Origin of the sequence: Acidovorax sp. FJL06 (assembly GCF_003852545.1) — a bacterium.
GTDB lineage: Bacteria > Pseudomonadota > Gammaproteobacteria > Burkholderiales > Burkholderiaceae_C > Acidovorax.
In genome coordinates this window covers 1-20923 of record NZ_QAJR01000018.1, presented here as the reverse complement: position 1 = coordinate 20923, position 20923 = coordinate 1, and the positions used below count along the sequence as shown (strand labels likewise).

Annotated in this window: 18 protein-coding genes; 10 read left to right on the top strand and 8 right to left on the bottom strand. The window is 66.4% G+C overall.

The genetic code is table 11. The features are described from left to right. Nucleotides 1-10: 10 nt before the first annotated feature. The 3 genes from DBV10_RS11380 to DBV10_RS11370 all read right to left on the bottom strand — a co-directional run bounded on the left by DBV10_RS11380 (nt 11) and on the right by DBV10_RS11370 (nt 6254). Entirely contained in the window at nt 11-1150 is a 1140-nt protein-coding gene (locus DBV10_RS11380) for an aminotransferase class V-fold PLP-dependent enzyme (protein WP_124513666.1), read from the bottom strand. Between the two features lie 39 nt (nt 1151-1189). After that, nucleotides 1190-4465, bottom strand: coding sequence for a carboxyl transferase domain-containing protein (locus DBV10_RS11375; RefSeq protein WP_124513880.1), 3276 nt, complete (start codon nt 4463-4465; stop codon nt 1190-1192). Between the two features lie 178 nt (nt 4466-4643). Continuing rightward, nucleotides 4644-6254 carry an AMP-binding protein gene (locus DBV10_RS11370; RefSeq protein ID WP_124513664.1) on the bottom strand — a complete coding sequence of 537 codons (1611 nt, stop codon included), beginning with the start codon at nt 6252-6254 and terminating at the stop codon, nt 4644-4646. Nucleotides 6255-6409: 155 nt separating this feature from the next. On the opposite strand from DBV10_RS11370, the gene DBV10_RS11365 reads away from it, so the two are divergent. The 3 genes from DBV10_RS11365 (at nt 6410) to ltaE (ending at nt 9563) form a co-directional block, all read left to right on the top strand. Next, nucleotides 6410-7060 (top strand): TetR/AcrR family transcriptional regulator, encoded by a 651-nt coding sequence (locus DBV10_RS11365; protein ID WP_124513662.1) that lies wholly within the window; start codon nt 6410-6412, stop codon nt 7058-7060. Between the two features lie 73 nt (nt 7061-7133). Further along, nucleotides 7134-8384, top strand: a complete 1251-nt coding sequence (locus tag DBV10_RS11360; RefSeq protein WP_124513660.1) for a branched-chain amino acid ABC transporter substrate-binding protein — start codon at nt 7134-7136, stop codon at nt 8382-8384. A gap of 108 nt (nt 8385-8492) precedes the next feature. Beyond that, complete coding sequence (ltaE, locus tag DBV10_RS11355; RefSeq protein WP_124513658.1) at nt 8493-9563, top strand: low-specificity L-threonine aldolase; 1071 nt, start codon at nt 8493-8495, stop codon at nt 9561-9563. 14 nt (nt 9564-9577) lie between these two features. Here the strand turns inward: ltaE and DBV10_RS11350 are convergent, their stop codons facing one another. Beyond that, nucleotides 9578-10297 (bottom strand): YggS family pyridoxal phosphate-dependent enzyme, encoded by a 720-nt coding sequence (locus DBV10_RS11350; RefSeq protein WP_124513656.1) that lies wholly within the window; start codon nt 10295-10297, stop codon nt 9578-9580. A 37-nt stretch (nt 10298-10334) separates the two neighbouring features. Between DBV10_RS11350 and DBV10_RS11345 the strand changes: the two genes are divergently transcribed. From DBV10_RS11345 to DBV10_RS11330, 4 genes are all read left to right on the top strand, one after another. Next, nucleotides 10335-11378, top strand: a complete 1044-nt coding sequence (locus DBV10_RS11345; RefSeq protein ID WP_094289314.1) for a type IV pilus twitching motility protein PilT — start codon at nt 10335-10337, stop codon at nt 11376-11378. Between the two features lie 56 nt (nt 11379-11434). Further along, a complete protein-coding gene (locus tag DBV10_RS11340; RefSeq protein WP_124513654.1) occupies nt 11435-12070 on the top strand; it encodes a cyclic nucleotide-binding domain-containing protein in 636 nt (211 codons plus the stop codon). A gap of 67 nt (nt 12071-12137) precedes the next feature. After that, the gene (locus DBV10_RS11335) at nt 12138-13274 is read left to right on the top strand and encodes a PilT/PilU family type 4a pilus ATPase (protein WP_124513652.1); all 1137 of its coding nucleotides are present in this window, start codon (nt 12138-12140) and stop codon (nt 13272-13274) included. Between the two features lie 106 nt (nt 13275-13380). Next, nucleotides 13381-14295 carry an NAD(P)-dependent oxidoreductase gene (locus DBV10_RS11330; RefSeq protein WP_124513650.1) on the top strand — a complete coding sequence of 305 codons (915 nt, stop codon included), beginning with the start codon at nt 13381-13383 and terminating at the stop codon, nt 14293-14295. Nucleotides 14296-14402: 107 nt separating this feature from the next. Here DBV10_RS11330 and DBV10_RS11325 read toward each other — a convergent pair whose 3' ends face one another. From DBV10_RS11325 to DBV10_RS11315, 3 genes are all read right to left on the bottom strand, one after another. Next, nucleotides 14403-15068: a BON domain-containing protein gene (locus DBV10_RS11325; RefSeq protein ID WP_124513648.1), complete on the bottom strand. Its 666-nt coding sequence runs from the start codon at nt 15066-15068 to the stop codon at nt 14403-14405. Further along, a complete protein-coding gene (locus DBV10_RS11320; protein ID WP_124513646.1) occupies nt 15068-15667 on the bottom strand; it encodes an SIS domain-containing protein in 600 nt (199 codons plus the stop codon). The genes DBV10_RS11325 and DBV10_RS11320 overlap by 1 nt, the downstream gene beginning before the upstream one ends. A 99-nt stretch (nt 15668-15766) precedes the next feature. Continuing rightward, entirely contained in the window at nt 15767-16201 is a 435-nt protein-coding gene (locus DBV10_RS11315) for a YraN family protein (RefSeq protein WP_233589894.1), read from the bottom strand. Between DBV10_RS11315 and rsmI the strand changes: the two genes are divergently transcribed. Beyond that, nucleotides 16201-17154, top strand: coding sequence for a 16S rRNA (cytidine(1402)-2'-O)-methyltransferase (gene rsmI / locus DBV10_RS11310; RefSeq protein WP_124513644.1), 954 nt, complete (start codon nt 16201-16203; stop codon nt 17152-17154). The genes DBV10_RS11315 and rsmI overlap by 1 nt on opposite strands. A 100-nt stretch (nt 17155-17254) precedes the next feature. On the opposite strand, the gene DBV10_RS11305 is transcribed toward rsmI, so the two are convergent. Further along, nucleotides 17255-18508, bottom strand: coding sequence for an Hsp70 family protein (locus DBV10_RS11305; RefSeq protein WP_124513642.1), 1254 nt, complete (start codon nt 18506-18508; stop codon nt 17255-17257). A gap of 126 nt (nt 18509-18634) precedes the next feature. On the opposite strand from DBV10_RS11305, the gene DBV10_RS11300 reads away from it, so the two are divergent. Beyond that, nucleotides 18635-19477 (top strand): helix-turn-helix domain-containing protein, encoded by an 843-nt coding sequence (locus DBV10_RS11300; RefSeq protein ID WP_124513640.1) that lies wholly within the window; start codon nt 18635-18637, stop codon nt 19475-19477. A 110-nt stretch (nt 19478-19587) separates the two neighbouring features. Next, the gene (locus tag DBV10_RS11295; RefSeq protein WP_124513638.1) at nt 19588-20355 is read left to right on the top strand and encodes a helix-turn-helix transcriptional regulator; all 768 of its coding nucleotides are present in this window, start codon (nt 19588-19590) and stop codon (nt 20353-20355) included. Nucleotides 20356-20923: the final 568 nt, after the last annotated feature.

The following is a 20923-nucleotide window of genomic DNA, read 5'->3' as shown; positions in this document are numbered from 1 at the left end:
CGGCAAGCCGTCAGGCAGCCGCCGCAATCTGGTCCAGAGCCTTCGACAAATGGCCCACGGTGCGGTCCACGTTGTGCCACTTTTCCAGGCCGAACAGGCCAATCCGGAAGGTTTTGAAGTCCGGCCCCTCGTCGCACTGCAGCGGCACGCCCGCAGCGGTCTGCAAGCCCACTTCCATGAACTTCTTGCCGTTCTGGATGCCAGGGTCGGTGGTGTAGCTCACGACCACACCGGGGGCCTTGAAGCCCTCGGCCGCCACGCTGGGGAAGCCGCGCGATTCGAGCAGCGCGCGCACCTTGGCGCCCAACTCGATCTGCTCATCGCGCACCTTGGCAAAGCCATAGGCGCGCGTCTCGGCCATCACCTCGGACAGGCGCACCAGCGCATCGGTGGGCATGGTGGTGTGGTACGCGTGCTGGCCTTTTTCGTAACCTTCGGCGATCTGCATCCACTTCTTCAAGTCGCACGAGAAGCTGCTGCTCGTAGTGCCATCAATGGCCTGGCGCGCACGTTCGCTCAACATCACCATGGCGCAGCAGGGCGAGCCGCTCCAGCCCTTTTGCGGGGCAGAGATCAGCACGTCCACGCCCGTGGCCTGCATGTCCACCCACATGGCGCCAGACGCCACGCAGTCCAGCACAAACAGCGCGCCCACCTCGTGGGCCGCCGCCGTCACGGTGCGGATGTAGTCGTCGGACAGGATGATGCCGCTGGCTGTCTCCACATGGGGGGCGAACACCACCTTGGGCTTTTCAGCGCGGATGGTGGCCGCGACTTCGTCGGCCGGGCATGGCGCCCAGGGCGCCTGCGGGCCGCTGCCCTGCGGGCGCGCCTTGCACACGACCGAGCCGCCGCCCAGGCCCTTGTCGGCGTCGAAGATCTGCGTCCAGCGGTAGCTGAACCAGCCGTTTCGCACGATGAGCACCTTTTCCTTGTTGGCGAACTGGCGCGCCACGGCCTCCATGCCGAAGGTGCCACTGCCGGGCACCAGCACGGCGGTGTGGGCGTGGTAGACCTCTTTCAGCGTGCCCAGAATGTCCTGCACCACGCCGGTGAAGCGCTTGGACATGTGGTTGAGCGCGCGGTCGGTGTAGACCACCGAAAATTCGAGCAGGCCATCAGGGTCGATATCGGGCAAAAGGCCGGGCATGGGCAATCTCTCCGTTGAACAAATCGGTGGGCCAGCTTATCACCACGTATCGACGAACCGGTGCCCCGGCGGCGCCACCTGCGCCGACGCCAGCCCGCGCGCCAGCCACGCCCGCGTGTCCGCCGGGTCGATCACCGCGTCGATCTCCAACGTGGCCGCCATGTGCAGCGCCTCGCCGTTGGCGTAGGACTTGGCCAGCAGCTTGGCAAACAGCGCGTCGCGCTCTGCGCCCTCGGGCAGGGCCTCCAGCTCCTTGCGAAAGCCCAGGCGCACGGCGCCTTCGAGCCCCATGGCACCGAACTCGCCCGTGGGCCACGCCACGGTGAACACGGGCGCATGAAAGCCCCCGGCCGTCATGCCCATGGCGCCCAGGCCGTAACCCTTGCGCAGCACCACGCTGAAAGTCGGCACGCGCAGGCTGGCGGCGGTGACGAACAGGCGGCTCACGTGGCGCACCTGGGCCGTGGCCTCCACCTCGGGGCCGACCATGAAGCCGGGCGTGTCCACCAGGCTCACGATGGGCAGGCCGTGTGCGTTGCACAGCTGCATGAAACGCGCGCCCTTGTCGGCCGCATCGGCATCGATGGCGCCGCCCAGGTGTTGCGGGTTGTTGGCCAGCAGGCCCACGGGGCGGCCTTCGATGCGCGCCAATGCGGTGTGGATGCCGGCGCCGAAGCCGGTGCGCAGCTGCAGCAGGCTGCCCTCGTCCACCAGGCCGGCCATCGCCGTGCGGGTGTCGTACACGCGCAGGCGGTTCTCGGGCACCACGGCGCGCAGCAGGCGCGGGTCGGGCGCGGACCACTGCGATGTACGGCCCTGGAAGAACGACAGGTAGTGACGCGCGGCCTGCACCGCCCCGGCCTCGTCATCGACCAGTACGTCGATCACACCGTTGGCATGCTGCACGCGGCTCGGGCCGATTTGCTCGGGCTTGAAGACGCCCAGACCGCCGCCTTCGATCATGGCCGGGCCGCCCATGCCGATGTTGCTGCCGCGTGTGGCGATGATCACGTCGCTGCAACCCAGCAGCGCCGCATTGCCCGCAAAGCAGCGCCCCGCCGCGATGCCGATCACCGGCACCTGGCCCGACAGCGCGGCGTAGCTGGCGAAGGTGTGCACATGCAGCCCCGCCACCACGGGCATGTCGGTATCACCCGGGCGGCCACCGCCGCCTTCGGCGAACAGCACCACGGGCAGCTTCTGCGCCAGGGCGATGCCCAGCATGCGGTCGGTCTTGGCATGGTTGCGCGCGCCCTGGGTGCCCGCGAGCACGGTGGCGTCATACGACATGACCACCGCGCGGGATTGCTCAGGCCCGAAGAGCGCGCCGTTGATGCCGCCAATGCCCGTGACCATGCCGTCAGCGGGTGTGTTGGCAATCAGGTAGTCTAGGCTGCGGCGGCGCGTCTGCGCGGCGATGGCGAGCGCGCCGTATTCGATGAAGCTGTCGCCGTCGCACAGATCGGCGATGTTCTCGCGTGCAGTGCGTCCGCCTTGCGCGTGGCGCTTGGCCACGGCGTCGGGCCGCGCGGCGTCGAGCGTGAACGCGTGGCGGTCGAGCGCACGCTGCAAGTCCGCACGGATGTGGCCGGGGTCCTGTGCGGCGCTACCCGGCACCTCGGCCTCGGCCGCGCCTTCGGCGGCCTGCAGCACCAGGATCGGCTGCCCTTGCGCGAGGTAGTCCCCGGCCACGGCCAGCAGCGCGCCCACCCGGCCCGCATGCGGGGCCAGCAGCACATGCTCCATCTTCATGGCTTCGAGCACGGCCAGCTCGGCACCGGCGGCGACCACGTCGCCCTCGGCCACGCTGAGCTGCACCAGCCGCGCGGGCATGGGCGCGAGCACGGCGCCCTCGGGGGCGGCCTGCTGCTGGTTATTTGGGTCTTTTTGGCCTTCAGCGCTTACTGGAAAAGCGCTGGCAGCTATTGTTTTTGAAGCATCCAGCAGTGCCGGCAACACCGATTCGAGCCAGCGCGTGTGCACCTGCTGGGCTTGCATCTCGGGCCGGGCGGCCAGCGCCTGCAGCAGCGCAAGGTTGGTGGCCACCCCGTCGATGCGGCACTCGGCCAGCGCGCGCTGCGAGCGGCGCAGCGCGTCGGCGAAACGCGGGCTGCGCGAGTGCACGATGAGCTTGGCCAGCAGCGTGTCGTAGTGCGGCGAGGGCGCGGCGCCGGCCACGCCGTGAGTGTCCACGCGCACGCCGGGACCAGCGGGCAGGTCAAAGCGGGTGAGCGTGCCGCTGCCCGGCACGGCGCCGCCCTGCGCATCCAGCGTTTCGGCGTTGATGCGCCACTGCACCGCAAAACCCTGCACCGCCGGCGGTGCGGCCGGGTCCAGGCCGATGTCCTGCAGCGTGCGGCCCGCGGCCAGCGCAATCTGCGCCTGCACCAGGTCCACGCCCGTGACTTCTTCAGTGATGGTGTGCTCCACCTGCAGGCGCGGGTTGCACTCGATGAACACGAAGGGCAGGTCGGTGGAGGCCAGGTCCACCAGGAACTCGAAGGTGCCCAGGCCTTCGTAGGCCACGGCGCGCGCCATGGACAGTGCGGCGGTGGTGATGCGCTCGCGCAGCGGCGCGGGCAACGAAGGGCTGGGCGCAATCTCCACCACCTTCTGAAAGCGCCGCTGCAGCGTGCACTCGCGCTCGCCCAGCGCGATCACCTCGCGCCCGTCGCCCAGCACCTGCACCTCGATGTGGCGCGCATTGCCCATCAGGCGCTCCACGTACACGCCGTCCACGCCAAAGGCGGCCAGCGCCTCGCTGCGGCAGCGCGCGTAGGCAGCAGGCAGATCATCGGCCGCCGCCACCGCGCGCATGCCGCGCCCACCGCCGCCGCCGATGGCCTTGATCACGATGCCCGCATGGGCATGCTGTGCAAAGAAAGCCTGCGCCTCCTCCAAAGACACCGCCGCCTGCGTGCCGGGCATCAGCGGCACGCCCTGCTGCTGCGCCAGCGCACGGGCCTGCGCCTTGTCGCCGAACAGCGCGAGCTGCGCGGGCGTGGGGCCGATGAAGCGCAGCCCGGCCTCGGCACAGGCGCGGGCAAAGTCTGCCCGCTCGCTCAGGAATCCATAGCCTGGGTGTACGGCATCGCAGCCCTGCGCCTGGGCAATGGCAATGAGGCGCGCGCCGTCCAGATACGCCGCAGGGCCGGTGGCGCCCAGCGCCACGGCCGCACTGGCTGCGTGCACATGGGGGCTGGCGGCGTCGTCGTCGGCATACACGGCCACACTGGCAATGCCCAGGTCGTGCAGGGCGCGCACGGTGCGCAGTGCAATTTCACCCCGGTTGGCAACCAGCACTTTGGTGAACAGAACAGAAGAAGGCATGGGGCAGTCGCTATATTTTGTATAGCTGCCAGCGCTTATTCATCAAGCGCCAGCAGCCGTTTTCTCCTGATTGACGACATCCTTCAGATGCCACCCCAACCGTTCGGGCGGAGAAGAGAAGGCGCCTTAGGTAGGTTGCTCATCAGGCAATTTTTTTATCCAATCAGGCAATATCCCTTAGCAGGCGGCGCAGCACCTTGCCTGCGCCCGTGGCGGGCAATGCGTCGATAAAGCGCACCTCGCGCGGGGCCTTGTAGGGCGCCATGTTGTCGCGGCACCAGGCCACGAGTGCGGCGGCGTCCACCACCTGGCCCGGTTTGACGACGATGAAGGCACGCACCACCTCGCCCTTCTCGGCATCAGGCACGCCGATCACGGCGGCCTGGGCCACGGCGGGGTGTTTGATGAGCAGGGTCTCGACCTCTTCGGGGAACACGCTGTAGCCCGAGACCTTGATCATTTCCTTGAAACGGCCGATGAAGGTGAGGTAGCCGTCCGCATCGATCTTGCCCATGTCGCCGGTGTAGACCCAGCCGTCACGCAGGGTCTTGGCCGTGGCCTCGGGCTTGTTCCAGTAGCCCTGGAAGTTGCCGGGGCCGTGGATGGTGATCTCGCCCACCTCGCCGGCGGCCAGCGGCGCGCCGGTGTCGGGGTCGACGATGCGCAAGGTGTTGCCCGGCACGGGCTTGCCCTGGGTGCCCCAGCAGATGGCGTCCACCGGCATGGCGGTGTCCACGGTGTGGGTTTCAGAGAGGCCGTAGGCCGCCTCGTGCGCAATGCAGTTCGGCGCAAACTGCTGCCACTGCTGGGCCAGCGCTTCGGTGAAGGTGATGCCAAAGCTGGTGACCGGGTTGCGGCGCAGCGCGCTCCAGTCCATGTCGCGCGCGCCGGGCACCTGCATGAGCGCGCCGTTCATGGGCGCGATGCTGTACCACCAGGTGACGCGGTGGCGCGCGAGCGCCTGGGCCACGCCCAGCGGGTCGAAGCGGTAGAGCAGCACGGCGGTGGCGCCGGTGTAGACCGGCAGGTTCACGCCCATCACCATGCCGGCGATATGGTACAGCGGCGCCACCGCCAGCAGTATCTCGCCCTGGCTCATGCCATTGCAGTCGGCGGAGGCGGCGGTCTTGAAGCTGGCGTTGCCGTAGCTCAGCATCGCGCCCTTCGGCAGGCCGGTGGTGCCCGAGGTGTAGGTCATGAGCGAGACGTCATCCAGCGACAGCGCCACAGGTGCTGGCCGCGCGCCGGTGCGGGTGGCGGCCAGGAAGTCTTCGCAGCCCGCAGGCACGGGGGCCATGGCGGCGCGCATGGCCAGCAGCTCGGCGGGCACGTCGATGCTGGGTGCGCCCTCGGGCAGCAGCTCGGCGTAGCGCACCACGAACACAGTCTGCAGCGTCGTCTTCGCGCGCACCTTGTCCACCACCGGCAGCAGCACGTCGGCCGCGACGAGCACGCGCGCCTGCAGGTCGGTGAGCTGGTATTCCAGCTCGTGCTCCTTGTTCAGCGGGCCACACGGGCAGACGATGGCGCCGATCTTCTGGATGCCGTAGTGCGCCATCACGTACTGCGGGCAGTTGTTCATGAACAGCGCCACGGGCTCGCCCTTGGCCACACCCAGCGCCTGCAGGCGCGCGGCAAACGCATCACTGGCCGCATCAAGCTGCGCCCAGGTGATGGGCTGGCCGTACCAGAGGTAGGCGATGCGGTCGGGCGTTTCGCGCGCATGGCGGCGCAGGTGTTCGTGCAGCGGCAGCTGCGGTGCGGCAGAAGGCATGGCGTTGTCTCCGAGGTGTCTGGAATCGCTGGTTCTTGGCGGCCACTCAGGGTTTTCTCTGGGTGGCCGCACCCGCCAGCGTCTTGCCAATATATACCGCTCGGTAGAACAATGCTACCCATGGGTATAACTTCAACGTCGCGCAAAGGACACCGATGAACCAGCAGCCCCCCGTGCAGGCCAGCGGCCGCCAGAAGGCCGCCACGGCCGGGTCGGACGAGAAGCGCGAACGCATCCTGCGTGCAGCCGAGGCGCTGTTCGATGCGCAGGGCTACGCCAACACCACCATCGAGCAGATCGTGCAGCAGCTGGGCGTGACCAAGCCCTTTGTGTACTACTACTTCCGCAACAAGCAGGAGATCTTCGAGACCCTGTCCTGGGCGCCTGCCGTGGCGTGCTTTACCGCGATGGACTTTGCGGCAGACGACGACCGGTCCGCGCATGTAAAGGTGACCGAGGGCATCGAGCGGCTGATCCGCGCCACGCTGGAGCACCATCCATCGGCCTTCTTCCCGTACCGCGAACCGCAGGTGTACCGGCCTGAATACCTGGCAGCGCAAAAGGACTTGGCCAACCACTTCTACGACCGGCTGTGCGCACTGCTCGAACAGGGCCGCAACGACGGCATGTTCGAATTCAACGACACCAAGATCACCGCGCTGGCCGCCTGCAGCCTGCCCGGCTTTCTCTACAACTGGTACCGCCCGGATGGCCGCCTGTCGCAGGACGCGGTGGCGCGGGAGCTGGCACAACTGGCCTGGCGCGTGCTCGGGCTGCGGCGCACCCGCAAGCGGAGCGCGGCATAGCGCGCTGCACGACACGCAACGGCGCGCGGCGGAACACAGGACAAGCCCCATCACCACAGGAGACAAGAGCACCATGAAAAAGACCGCATTCCTTACCCCGCTGGCCGCAGCGGCGGCCCTGCTGATCGGCACGACCGCCAGCGCGCAGAAGACCTTCAAGGTCGCCTACATCGACCCGCTCTCGGGCCCGTTTGCCAACGTGGGTGAGCTGATGCTCACGCACACGCAGTACGCCATCGAGGACATCAACGCCAAGGGCGGCGTGCTCAAGGGCACCAAGCTGCAGCTGCTGCAGTTCGACAGCAAACTCTCGGCGCAGGAGAGCCAGAGCGCGCTGCAGGCCGCCATCGACCAGGGGGCCAAGGCCATCGTGACGGGCGGCTCGGGCTCGTCGGTGGTCACCGCACTGGTGCAGGCGGCGGCACGCCACAACCAGCGCAACCCGGGCAAAGAGATCCTGGTGCTCAACCACTCCTCCATCGACCCTGAGCTCACGGGCAAGGCCTGCAACTTCTGGCACTTCCAGTTCGAGGCCAACACGGCCATGAAGATGAAGGCGATTGCCAACTACATCAAGAAGCAGCCGGACATCAAGAAGGTGTACCTGCTGAACCAGGACTACGCCCACGGCAAGCAGTGGGCGCACTATGGCCGCGAGATGGTGGGCCTGGCGCGGCCCGACATCCAGTTTGTGGGCGAGGCGCTGCACCCCATCGGCCGCGTGAAGGACTTCGCGCCCTATCTCGCCAAGGTCAAGAGCAGCGAGGCCGATTCGGTCATCAGCGGCAACTGGGGACAGGACATGACGCTGCTGCTCAAGGCTGCGGGCGACGCGGGCTACAACCTGCGCTACTTCAACCACAGCGCGGGCTCCATCCCGGGCACGGTGCTGGCCGTGTCGCAGGCCAAGCAGGGCCAGCTGACCTGGGTGGCCGAATGGCACCCCGGCCAAGCCGACACCCCCAAGGTGGATGCACTGGCCAAGACCTACCAGGCCAAGACGGGCAAGGACTTCCTTGCGCCGCGCATCGAGATGACGCCGCGCTTTCTGGCGGCGGCCATCAACAAGGCCCAGTCCACCGACCCGGTGAAGGTGGCCCGTGCGCTGGAAGACCTCACGCTCGACTCGGTGGTGGGCCCCGTGCGCATGCGCGGCGAAGACCACCAGCTGCTGCTGCCCCAGGTGGTCAACACCATCGCGCCGGTGGACGGCAAGGCCGTGAAGGTGGGCTGGGAAGGCACGAACTATGGCTTTCGCACCGATGCGGCCTACACCGGCAACGAGCTGGCGCAAGGCACCGACTGCAAGATGACGAGGCCCTAACGACAAAGCCACCGGGTGCGCCTATCCCCTGCAGCGGCGGCCGTCACCAGCCATCGCTAACATCGCCGGTCATTGCCTTCATTGACCCGACCCACAAGGACCGCGCCCATGCCTGACTTTCGCAGCGACACCGTCACCCAGCCCACGCCCGCCATGCGCGAGGCCATGTTCAAGGCCCCGCTGGGCGATGATGTGTTTGCCGACGACCCTTCGGTGAACGCGCTGCAGGAGCATGCGGCCGAGTTGCTCGGTTTTGAGGCGGCGTTGTTCGCCCCCTCGGGCACGCAGACCAACCTGATTGCGCTGTGGGGCCACTGCCAGCGCGGCGACGAGGCCATCGTGGGCCAGAGCTGGCACACCTACCGCTGGGAGGCGGGGGGCATGGCGGTGCTGGGCTCCATCCAGCCGCAACCCATCGAGACCCAGCCTGACGGCACGCTGCGCGTGGCCGACATTGCCGCCGCCATCAAGCCGGATGACCCGCACTTTGCGCGCACCCGGCTCGTGGTGCTGGAGAACACGACCGGCGGCCAGGTGCTGCCGCCCGCCTACATCACCGAGGTGGCCCAGCTGGCGCGCAGCCGGGGACTGGCGATGCACCTGGACGGCGCGCGCATGTTCAACGCCGCCACGGCCAATGCCGCGCGCCACGGCACCGATGTGTACGACGAGGCGCGTGCGCTCTGCCGCCATTTCGACTCCGCATCGCTGTGCCTGAGCAAGGGCCTGGGCGCACCTGTGGGCTCGCTGGTGCTGGGCTCGCGCGACTTCATCCGGCAGGCCCGCCGCACCCGCAAGATCCTGGGCGGCGGCATGCGCCAGGCTGGGGTGCTGGCCGCTGCGGGCCACCATGCGCTGGACCACCATGTGCGCCGCCTGGCCGATGACCATGCGAACCTGGACCGCCTGGCGCAGGGCCTGGGCGAAGCCAACCGCAGCCACCCCGTGCTGCAGGGCCGCATCACGGTGTTGCCCTGGCAGACCAACATCCTGTTCACCGATCTGCATGCGGATGTGGCCCCGGCCTTCACGGCCTGGCTGGCGCAGAACGGCGTGCGCGTGACCAGCAGCCTCTATGGCGGCGCCACCCGGCTGCGCTGGGTGGCGCACCTGGATGTCAACGAAGCCGATGTGAAAACCACGCTCGACTGCGTGGCACGCTTCACACTGCCGGGCTGAAACGCCGCAGGCTGTCAGGCGGTGGGGTAGGTCCGACCGCCAAAGATGCCGGTGCCCACACGCACCAGCGTGCTGCCCGCCTGGATGGCGGCTTCCAGGTCGGCCGTCATGCCCAAGGACAAGGTGTCGAACTGCGCCAGGCCTGGCTCCTTCAACGCAGCAATTTGGTCAAAAAGCCCTCTGGCGCTTATGTGGATTGCCAGCTGCGCTTCAAATTCAGGAGCATGGTCGGGGATGGCCATGAGCCCCCGCGCCACCAGCCGTGGCAGTTTTGCGACAGCCCGCGCCAGCGCCAGCGCATCGGCGGGCGCCACGCCCGACTTGGTGGGGCCGCCGTCGATGTTGACCTGGATACATATGTGCAGCGGCGGCAGGTGCTCGGGGCGCTGGGCCGACAGGCGTTCGGCGATCTTGAGGCGGTCCACCGTGTGCACCCAGTCGAAGTGCTCGGCCACGGGGCGGGTCTTGTTGCTCTGGATGGGACCGATGCAGTGCCACTGCAGCGCCACATCGGGCAAGGCAGTCCGCACTGCTGCGATCTTGTCCACGCCTTCCTGGATGTAGTTTTCACCAAAGGCGCGCTGGCCGGCGGCCACGGCCTCCAGCACGGCATCGGCACCAAAAGTCTTGGAAACGGCCAGCAGGCCGACGCTGGCGGGGGCGCGTCCAGCGGCCTGGCACGCCTGCGCCATCCTGCCCAGAACCTGTTGGAGGTTGTTAGCAATCGTGGTCATAATGTTTGGCAAGCGTACCAAACGATAGAGGGACTCCGTGGACATTACCCAATTGCTCGCGTTCAGCGTCAAGAACAAGGCCTCCGACCTGCACCTTTCCGCCGGTCTGCCGCCCATGATCCGGGTCCATGGCGACGTGCGGCGCATCAACGTCGATGCCCTCGACCACAAGACGGTGCACGCCATGGTGTACGACATCATGAGCGACTCGCAGCGCAAGACCTACGAAGAGTTCCTGGAGGTCGACTTCTCGTTCGAGATCGAAGGCCTGGCGCGTTTCCGCGTCAACGCTTTCAACCAGAACCGGGGCGCGGCTGCCGTGTTCCGCACGATTCCGAGCAAGATCCTCACGCTGGAACAGCTCAACGCGCCCAAGATCTTCGGCGACCTGGCCCTGAAGCCACGTGGCCTGGTGCTGGTGACGGGCCCCACGGGCTCGGGCAAGTCCACCACGCTGGCCGCCATGGTCAACTACCTCAACGAATCGGAATACGGCCACATCCTCACGGTGGAGGACCCGATCGAGTTCGTGCATGAATCCAAGAAGTGCCTGATCAATCAGCGCGAAGTCGGCCCGATGACGCTGTCGTTCGCGGCCGCGCTCAAATCCGCACTGCGCGAAGACCCGGACGCGATCCTGGTGGGCGAAATGCGCGACCTGGAGACCATCCGCCTGGCCATGACGGCCGCTGAAACGGGCCACTTGGTGTTCGGCACGCTGCACACCTCCAGCGCCGCCAAGACCATCGACCGGATCATCGACGTGTTCCCCGCCGAAGAAAAGGAAATGGTCCGCGCCATGCTCTCCGAATCGCTGCAGGCCGTGATTTCGCAGACGCTGTGCAAGACCAAGGACGGCTCGGGCCGCGTGGCTGCGCACGAGATCATGCTGGGCACCAGCGCCATCCGCAACCTGATCCGCGAGGCCAAGGTGGCGCAGATGTACTCCACCATCCAGACCAGCAACAGTGTGGGCATGCAGACGCTGGACCAAAACCTCACCGACCTCGTGCGGCGCAACATCATCAGCCCGGCCGAGGCCCGCGCCAAGGCCAAGATCCCCGAGAACTTCCCGGGCTGACACGGCACACCCCATGACCTGGCGGCCCCCGTGGGCGCCGCAACCTGGAGCGCAATATGAAAGGCATTCTGAGCCTTCTGAAAATGAAAACCCGCAGTGGCAAGGCGGGGGAAGACCACACGGATTCCGTGCTGTTCTCCACCGCGTTCGCGGGCCAGGGCGTGGACGAATCCATGTTGGTGCCCTGGGAGGCCCGCGCCGTCGAGGTGGGTGCCAAGCGCCTGCCCACCAGCCGGGGCGGCAAGCTGCTGCAGGGCCTGTGGGCCAAGGACAAGTACATGGCGCACCTGGACAAGGACGCCGTGGAGCGCATGGAGCGCTTTTTTGAATTTGCCGCCATCCCGTCCAACCGCGACGTGATCCGCCAGGACGAGTACGGCAACTTCATGGTGGTGCTGCTCACGGGTACCATTGCCGTGGACCGCGTGCAGCCCTGGGGCGAGCAGTTGCGCCTGGCCGAGACCCGGCCCGGGGACATCCTGGGCGAGATGTCGCTGCTGGACAGCGGCATCCGCTTTTCGGCCTGCACCACGCTCACTGACTGCGAGATCGCCGTGCTCTCGGCTGAGGGCATGGACGACATGATGACCAAAGACCCGCAGCTCGCCGCCAGCCTGATTGCACTGCTGGCGCGCAAGCTGTCCCTGCGCCTGCGCGTGGTGAGCGCACGCCTGAGCGACAACCAGAAGTGATGCAGCAGTACAAGACCAAGACCCATGACCGTCCGACAGACGACGACCACCCCCGGGAGAAATTCTGATGGAACGCGATCAGGCCAGTAAATTCATCAATGACCTGCTCAAGCTGATGGTGAGTCGCAATGGCAGCGATTTGTTCATCACGGCAGAGTTTCCGCCGGCCATCAAGGTCGATGGCAAGGTGACCAAGGTGTCGCCCCAGCCGCTCACTCCCACCCACACGCTCACGCTCGCACGCGCCATCATGAGCGACAAGCAGGTGGCCGACTTTGAACGCACGAAGGAGTGCAACTTCGCCATCTCGCCCGCCGGCATCGGGCGCTTTCGCGTCAACGCCTTCATCCAGCAGGGCAAGGTCGGTATGGTGCTGCGGACCATTCCGCTCACGCTGCCCACCATCGATGGCCTGGGCGTGCCCCAGGTGCTCAAGGAAGTGACGATGACCAAGCGCGGCCTGTGCATCCTGGTGGGTGCCACGGGCTCGGGCAAGTCGACCACGCTGGCCGCCATGGTGGACTGGCGCAACGAGAACTCCTTCGGCCACATCATCACGGTGGAAGACCCGGTGGAATTCGTGCACCCGCACAAGAACTGCGTGGTCACGCAGCGCGAAGTGGGCCTGGACACCGACAGCTGGGAAGCGGCCTTGAAGAACACGCTGCGCCAGGCGCCCGACGTGATCCTGATGGGTGAAATCCGCGACCGCGAAACCATGGAACACGCCGTGGCGTTTGCCGAAACCGGCCACCTGTGCCTGGCCACGCTGCACGCCAACAGCGCCAACCAGGCGCTGGACCGGATCATCAACTTCTTCCCAGAAGAGCGCCGCGCCCAGCTGCTGATGGACCTGTCGCTCAACCTGCGCGCCATGGTGTCGCAGCGCCTCATCCCCAAGCAGGACGGCAAGGGCCGCGCGGCGGCGGTGGAGATCATGCTCAACACGCCGCTGATCTCCGACCTGATCTTCAAGGGCGAGGTCTCCGAGATCAAGGAGATCATGAAGAAGAGCCGCAACCTGGGCATGCAGACCTTCGACCAGGCGCTGTTCGACCTGTACGAGGCCAATGTGATCAGCTACGAAGATGCGCTGCGCAACGCCGACTCGCTCAACGACCTGCGCCTGCAGATCAAGCTCAACAGCCAGCGCGCCAAGTCGCCCGACCTGGCCCAGGGCACCGAGCACTTTGCGATTGTTTGACCGGGGCCCGTCCCTGTTTTCAAGCCCCGTCGCCCCTGTTCCCCCCTTTTCGCCCGCCCTCTTGGGCGGGTTTTCATTTCCACGAACCCGTTAACCCCCTACCGCCATGCCAAGCACCAACCCCCGCAACTACGACGCCACCCCTTCCCGCAAGGTCGCCTTCCTGGGCCTCGGGGTGATGGGCTACCCCATGGCCGGCCACCTCGCGCTGGCGGGGCATGAGGTCACCGTGTACAACCGCACAGCTACAAAATCAGTAGCGTGGTGCGCAGAATACGCAAGCGCCAAGGCGCCAAAGCATGCGGCCACGCCACGCGAGGCGGTGGCCGGTGCCGACATCGTGTTCTGCTGCGTGGGCAACGACAACGACCTGCGCTCCGTCACGCTGGGGGCCGATGGCGCTTTTGCGGGCATGCAGCCCGACGCCATTTTTGTGGACCACACCACGGCGTCGGCCGAGGTAGCGCGCGAGCTGTATGCCGCCGCCAAGGCGCTGGGCCTGCAGTTTGTGGATGCCCCCGTGTCCGGCGGCCAGGCCGGCGCGCAGAACGGCCTGCTCACGGTGATGTGTGGCGGTGATGCCGCCGCCTTCGGCACCGCCCAGCCCGTGGCCATGGCATTTTCGCGCGCCTTCACGCTGCTGGGCGAGAGCGGCTCGGGCCAGTTGGCCAAGATGGTCAACCAGATCTGCATCGCGGGCCTGGTGCAGGGCCTGTCCGAGGCCGTGGCCTTTGGTCAGAACGCCGGGCTGGACATGAAGCAGGTGTTGGAGGTGATCGGCAAGGGCGCCGCGCAAAGCTGGCAGATGGACAACCGGGGCAAGACCATGGTGGACGGCCAATTCGACTTTGGTTTTGCCGTGGACTGGATGCGCAAGGACCTGGGCCTGGTGCTCGACGAAGCCAAGCGCAACGGCTCGCGCGTGCCGGTGACGGCGCTGGTGGACCAGTTCTATGCCGATGTGCAGCACATGGGCGGCAACCGCTGGGACACGTCGAGCCTGATCAAACGGCTGAAGTAGGAAGCCCCCCTGAGGCGCGTCGCGCAGAGCCCCAAGAAAAAAGTCCCGGGCCACGCAACGCGGCTCGGGACTTGGCCCCTGGCATCAGAGGTCAGAGGCTGTCGCCCTCAGCCTCCAGCGGGCGGGGTGTCCGTCGTCACCGGCGCGGGCTGGGGCGCGATGCGGCGCAGCTCTTCTTCCGAGACGATCTCGAACACACGCACCACCTTGCGCACATCGCTCACACCCCGGGCCACGTCGGTGGCGCGGTTGGCTTCGCGCTGCGACACGCGGCCCATCAGGTAGACGGTGTTGCGCTCGGTCACCACCTTGAAGGAGTTGGCCGAGATGTCCTGGGCGTCCACCAGGCTGGCGCGCACCTTGCCGGTGATGAAGGTGTCGGTAGAACGCTGGCCCAGCGTGCTGCTGGGCATCACGGCCAGGTCGTTGACGACCGAGCGCACGTTCTCGACCTGCGAAACGATCTGCTCGGCGGCCTGGCGGTCTTGCGCATTGGGCACTTCACCGGTCAGCAGCGCCTGGCGGTTGTAGCTGGTCACGTTGACATGGGCGCGGTCGCCCAGGGTTTCGCGGATGCGGTTGACCGCACGCAGCTCGATGCCCTCGTCTTCGATCTGGGTGCCGGTGGTGCGGCGGTCCACGGCCATCACGCCGCCCACCACAGCGCCTCCCACGATCAGCGGGGCGCAGGCCGACAGGCCAGCGGCCAGCGCCGCAGCGGCCAGCACCGTGCACACGGCACGGTGGGTACGGTTCAGGGTTGGGTTGTTCATCACGGAATCTCCTGTTCACCAAGTAACTGGGCGTCCACGCCGTCGCACAGGCAGTGCAGCGCCAGGGCATGGACTTCACGCACGCGCGCCGCGCGGTCGTGGGGCACGCTGATCAGCACATCGGTCTCGCGCAGCAGGGCGGCCAGCTTGCCGCCGGTGCGGCCGGTCAGCACCACCACGGTCATGTCGCGTTCGTGGGCGGCCTCGGTAGCGGCCAGCAGGTTGGCGTCATTGCCGGTGACCGACAAGGCCAGCAGCACATCGCCCGCCTGGCCCAGCGCCCGCACCTGGCGGGCAAACTGCTGGGTCGCATCCTGGCTGGCCGCTGCGGCGGCCGTCAACAAGGTGCTGTCGGCGGTCAGTGCGAGTGCGGCCAGCTCGGGCCGCTCGCGCTCAAAACCGGCCACACAGAAGGCGGCAAACTGCTGGGCCTCGGCGGCTGAGGGGCCGTTGCCGCAGGCCAGCACCTTGCCGCCGCTGGTCACGCAGGCCAGCACGGCCTGCACGGCGGCAGCGATGGGGTGGCTGAGGGCTTGCGCGGCCTGGTACTTCAGGTCGGCGCTGTCGATGAAATGCTGTTGGATGCGTTGCTCAAGCATGAGGGCCCGATGATACCCGCCGCGTGTTACAGCTTTTGTAGCAAACCGTAGTCACTGGCTTTACGCTGCCGCCCAAATGGCCCACACGGAACGCGGCGGCTACTGCGCATCGAAGGCCGCCTTGAGCCATTGCAGCGAGGCCTCGACCAGCACCACATCGAAGCGGCAGGGCGGCGGGGACGGCAGGCGCAGCAGGTAGTGCCGGGCCGCAAAAATGATGCGCTGCTGCTTGGTGGCACTGATGCTCGCCCCCGCGCCTCCGAATGCACTGCCGGCTCGGCTGCGCACTTCCACAAACACCAGCGTGCCGTCCCGCTCGCGCATCACCAGGTCAATCTCGCCACCGCCGCGCCCAGGCGTCCGATAATTGCGCACCACCAGTTGCAGGCCCGCCGCCTGCAGATGGGCCAGGGCCCGGTCCTCGGCAGCATTGCCACGTTCGCGCGTCGTTGCCGCTGTCGCGGTGGTGGTGGTGGTGGTCTTGGCCGCCACTCCCGGTGCGCCTTCCGGCTTTCTCTTTTCAAGGAATTTCATTGAGCGCCTCTTTCGCTTCAGCCCTGGGCGCCGCACACGATGCAGCGGCTGCGCAGCATTATCCAGAGGGCGCCCTGTACATCGTGGCCACGCCCATCGGCAACCTGGCCGACATCACGCTGCGCGCACTGCACGTGCTGCAGCTGGCCGACACCGTGGCCTGTGAGGACACGCGCCACACCCAGGCCCTGCTGCGCGCCTATGGCATCGACAAGGGCGCAGCCCAGCTTTTGGCCGTGCACCAGCACAACGAGGCCGAGGCCGCGCAGGCCGTGGTGCAGCGGCTGCAGCAAGGCCAGCGCGTGGTGTATGTGAGCGATGCCGGCACCCCCGGTGTGAGCGACCCCGGCGCCCGCCTGGTGGCGGCCGTGCACGCCGCAGGCCTGCGCGCCATGCCCCTGCCCGGTGCCAGCAGCATCACCACGGCCCTCAGTGCGGCCGGTGCCGTGGTCCACAGCGCCGAGCATGGTGGTTTTGTATTTGCCGGTTTTCTGCCCGTGAAGAACGCAGAGCGCGCCACGGTGATCCAGCAGCAGCTGGCCAGCGAGCCGCGCTGCGTGGTGCTGCTGGAAGCCCCCCACCGCATCGGCGAACTGGCTCAGGCCCTGGCCGTGCTGGGCACGCGGCCCGTGACCCTGGCACGCGAGCTGACCAAGCAGTTTGAAGAAATCACCACCCAGCCCGCCCAGGCCCTGACCGCCTGGCTCGGCGGTTCGCCCCAGCGCTCGCGCGGCGAATTCGTGGTGCTGCTGCACCCCGTGCCCGTGGTGGGCAACGACGGCGATAGCCTGCGGGTGCTGCGCCTGCTGCTGGCCGAACTGCCCCTGAAAAGCGCCGTGCGCCTGGCGGCCGACATCACCGGCGCGTCGCGCAATGTGCTGTATGACACCGCCCTGGCGTGGAAGCGCGATGGCGATGGCAACGGCGACAGTGGTGGCGCGGCGGCTGACTGACTGACTGACTGACTGACCCGCTCACCATCATGAATTGAAGAAAACGGCCGCCAACGCCCACCGGTCAAGCGCAAACAGCTACATACTTCATAGCAAACAATCAACCCGATACGGCCAGGCCCGCCGCCACGCCACCGAACAAGTCCCCCTCGACCTGCGGCGTGTCCGGAAACGCGGCCTGCAGCGCCTGCCGCAGCGGCCGCAGTGCCGATGAGCCCCCGGTGAGGTAGATCGCCTCCAGGCCCTGCCCCGCCAGCCCTGCGCTGCGCACGCAGTCCTGCGCGCAGGCCACCACCTGTGCCAGCGGCTGTGCAAGGAACTGCGCCAGCCCCTGCGATGTCACCGCCGCAGCCAGCGCCGGCTCGATCCAGTCCAGCGGCATGGGCGCATCGGCGTCCGACTGCGAGGCCGCAATCTTGGCCTGCTCCACCGTGTTGGCCAGACGATGCCCCAGGCGCTCATTGAGCACGCGCATCAGCCGCCCGTGCAGGCGCGCATCGGCATAGTCAGTGCGCAGGTTCTGCGCGTCGCGCAAGGCCCGGGGCGCATACAGCCACTGGATCAGGTGCCAGGTCGAGAGGTCGAAGAACACGCGGCTCGGCACCTCACGCCCCGTGGGACCGGCGTGGCGAAAACCCAGCAAGGGCATGAGCAGGTCCAGGCTCAGGCGGCGGTCGAAGTCCGTGCCACCGATGTGCACGCCCGTGGTGGCCAGCACGTCCGCACTGCGGTCCGCGCGGGCCATGCGCTCGGGCCCCAGACGCACCACGGTGAAGTCCGAGGTGCCCCCGCCAATGTCCACCACCAGCACCAGCGACTCGTGCGCGATGCGCTGCTCATAGTCCAGCGCGGCCGCAATGGGCTCGAACTGGAAGGATACGTTCTCAAACCCCGCCCCCAGCGCGGCCTGCCGCAGCGCGTCTTCCGCCTGCTGGTCACGATCAGCATCGCCATCCACAAAATGCACGGGCCGCCCCATCACCACGCGCGCAGGCAGGCCGCCCAGCTCTTCGCGGGCCTTCTGCGCCAGCATGCGCAGGAACAGGCTGATGATGTCCTGGTAGCTCACCAGCTGGTTGTGCACGGCCGTCTTGTCCTGCAGCAGCGCGCTGCCCAGCAGGCTCTTGAGCGAGCGCATCAGGCGCCCCTCGGTCCCCGCCAGGTACTGCCCCACGGCATCGCGCCCAAAGTGCGTGCGATGGTCTTCACCGTTGAAGAACAGCGCCGTCGGCAGCGTGTGCGCAACCCCTTCCAGCGCAATCATCCGCGCAGGGCCCGCCCCCTGGCGCACGGCCATGGCGGAATTGGAAGTACCAAAGTCGATACCGAGGGTGGTGTCGTGCAGAAGGGACATGGAAAGCAAGCGGGAGAGACAGGAAAGGAATGCGCGGAGTGCAGCAGGGCAAGCCGCCCGGATGCACCTGCGGCGAAGGCGACACCGGCCCGGTAGAGGACGACACCGGCCCCCCACCACCGCGCCATGGTTGCGACGCGCGAAATTGAAAAAGCCCTTGATTCTTTCAAATCAAGGGCTTTTTGTTTGGTGGCCTGGGGCGGAATCGAACCACCGACACAAGGATTTTCAATCTCTCAAAAAAACCTTGCGGATCAACGGCCAACAAGAAAAAGCCCTCTACAAAGGGGAGCGGGATTGTGCCACGGCAAGCCGCGTGTATCCTCAAGCCCCCAGCTATTTGTAGATGCAAGAGTGAACACGCCCGACCCCTCCACCGAAAAGAACGACAGCGTCAAACGCGACCCGGCGAATGACAGCGACTCGATCTCCTTTCAACTGCAGAGCGCACGAGTGGATGCTGGCCTGTCCATTGCGGATTTGAGCAAGCAAACTGGCATTTCGAAAACCGTACTTCACGGCTACGAGCGTGCTCGGACTAAGCCGGGTGCACGTGAAATACGGCTGCTCTGCGCCGCGTTGCAGATATCGCCCAACCGGCTGTTATTTGGCAGCGACGAATTCGAAGCAAACCCTTCAGAGTTCACATCCTTCTATCGGAAGGTACGCGCACGGCCTGAGCTGGCAGGTCTTTTCTACACCATGTGCATGCCACTGATGGCGTCTCTCATGGATGAAGAAGAGGTAATGAGTCTTCTCCGGATCGTGGCAGGGCTCATGCGCGCACGGAATCCCGGGGCATCAGCGATGCTCATGAGCGCGGCCAAAGAAGCATTGATTGCGTTGGACAGCGTGACTGCTGCAGACGGTGCAATAAAGGTTTCAGAGGAAGAACTCGTCAAACTTGTCACGACGACACGGCAGCGCATGGAAAATAGCTTAGAAGAATCGACCACACGCCCTTCATAGACAAATGTAAAAAGAAAACAAATCAGAACGCTTGACCTGTTTTGGTAACCACCCTATGATTGAAAACAGATCAGGCACTTACGCCTGTTCTGTTTTCATAAGGAGTTCTGATGATCATCGATTTTTCTGCACTTGCGCTCTCCCCCAACGAGGCACGCGCCGCCCGTAACTTTCTCGGCCTAAGCCAAGCACAGGCCGCCGAGAAGTCCAATCTCCCCGCCCACAAGATCAAGCGCTTCGAATCGGGCAACTATGTGCCCGATGCCCAGTTCCTCAATGACCTGCGCGAGTTCTACGAGGGCGAGGGCTATGACTTTCACGATGACGATGCACCCGGCGCAAAGGCCAAGGCGCGGGGCGATGTTTTCCCCGCAGGCGTGGTTGGTAAAACGGCCAGCGCCGCTGGCGAAACTGATGGTTCTCCCTCGGAAAACCAAGGAAAACCAGCGCGCCCCATCGCATCCAAGCTCCATCACATCCGCATCGATCCCAGCCTGAGCGACAAGCAAATCGATGCCATCTTTGAGTGCATCGAGGACAACGAGACCAGCCTGACAGCGGCACTTGAACGGAAGCTCTCGCGCGGTGTTCTTTTCAGTACCTCCATCGACGCAACCGCCCAAGCGCAACAGATCGCCATTCAAAAGCTGCTCGCCGAAAACGGCCTGCTGTTCGCAAAGCTGCTGGGCCGTGCCCCCGTTGCGGTGCCCGATGGCGACCCGATCAAACTCGCCGCTGACGCAAAAACTCATGGCGAGCTGCTGCAGGCCGCAATGGCCGATGTGCAGCGAGCCACGGTGCACGACGACAAAGAGGCTCAGGCGCGCCGCAAGGGCCGCGCTGAGCCGGTGGAGGTGCTGCACGCGTTGGTCGGTTGAGGCGCGGCGGCAATGCGCCACCTCATTGATCAACAGGGGGCTTCTGTGCCCCCCTGCCCTCCCCAGACGTGGCGCCACAAGGCGCCGACCGGGGCACCCGCTTGCACGCCAGTGCATGCGGGGGGGGAGGGAACCAGGTCCGCCAGGGCGGTGGACCAGGCAGACGGCGGCGGGTGGATCGCCAGGGCCACGCTACCCGATGGCCGGTGCAAGCGCTTCCGCCAGCTTCAGTGCTTCGACGGCTATGTGGCCGTTTGGCGCGCTGCCGGTTTTCTACTGACCTGGCAGGACCCCCGCACGGTTTTCATCACCCGTGGCGAGCTGGACGCAGGGCCACAACGCCCCGCCGCAGCCCCAGCCCAGAACACCCCATCCACACCCCACACAGAGGCCCCGAATCATGGTCAAGCTCGATTTGGGCATTGCCAAGCTCGATTGGTACGTGCTCTCCAACCCTTCGGCCAACACCGGCCCTTTCTCGTTCTCCATCGACCACGAGGGAGTCTTCCTGTTCCTCAAGCCCGTGCAACTCGCGCTGCTGTGGCCCTGGGTGTTGGTGCCGATGCAA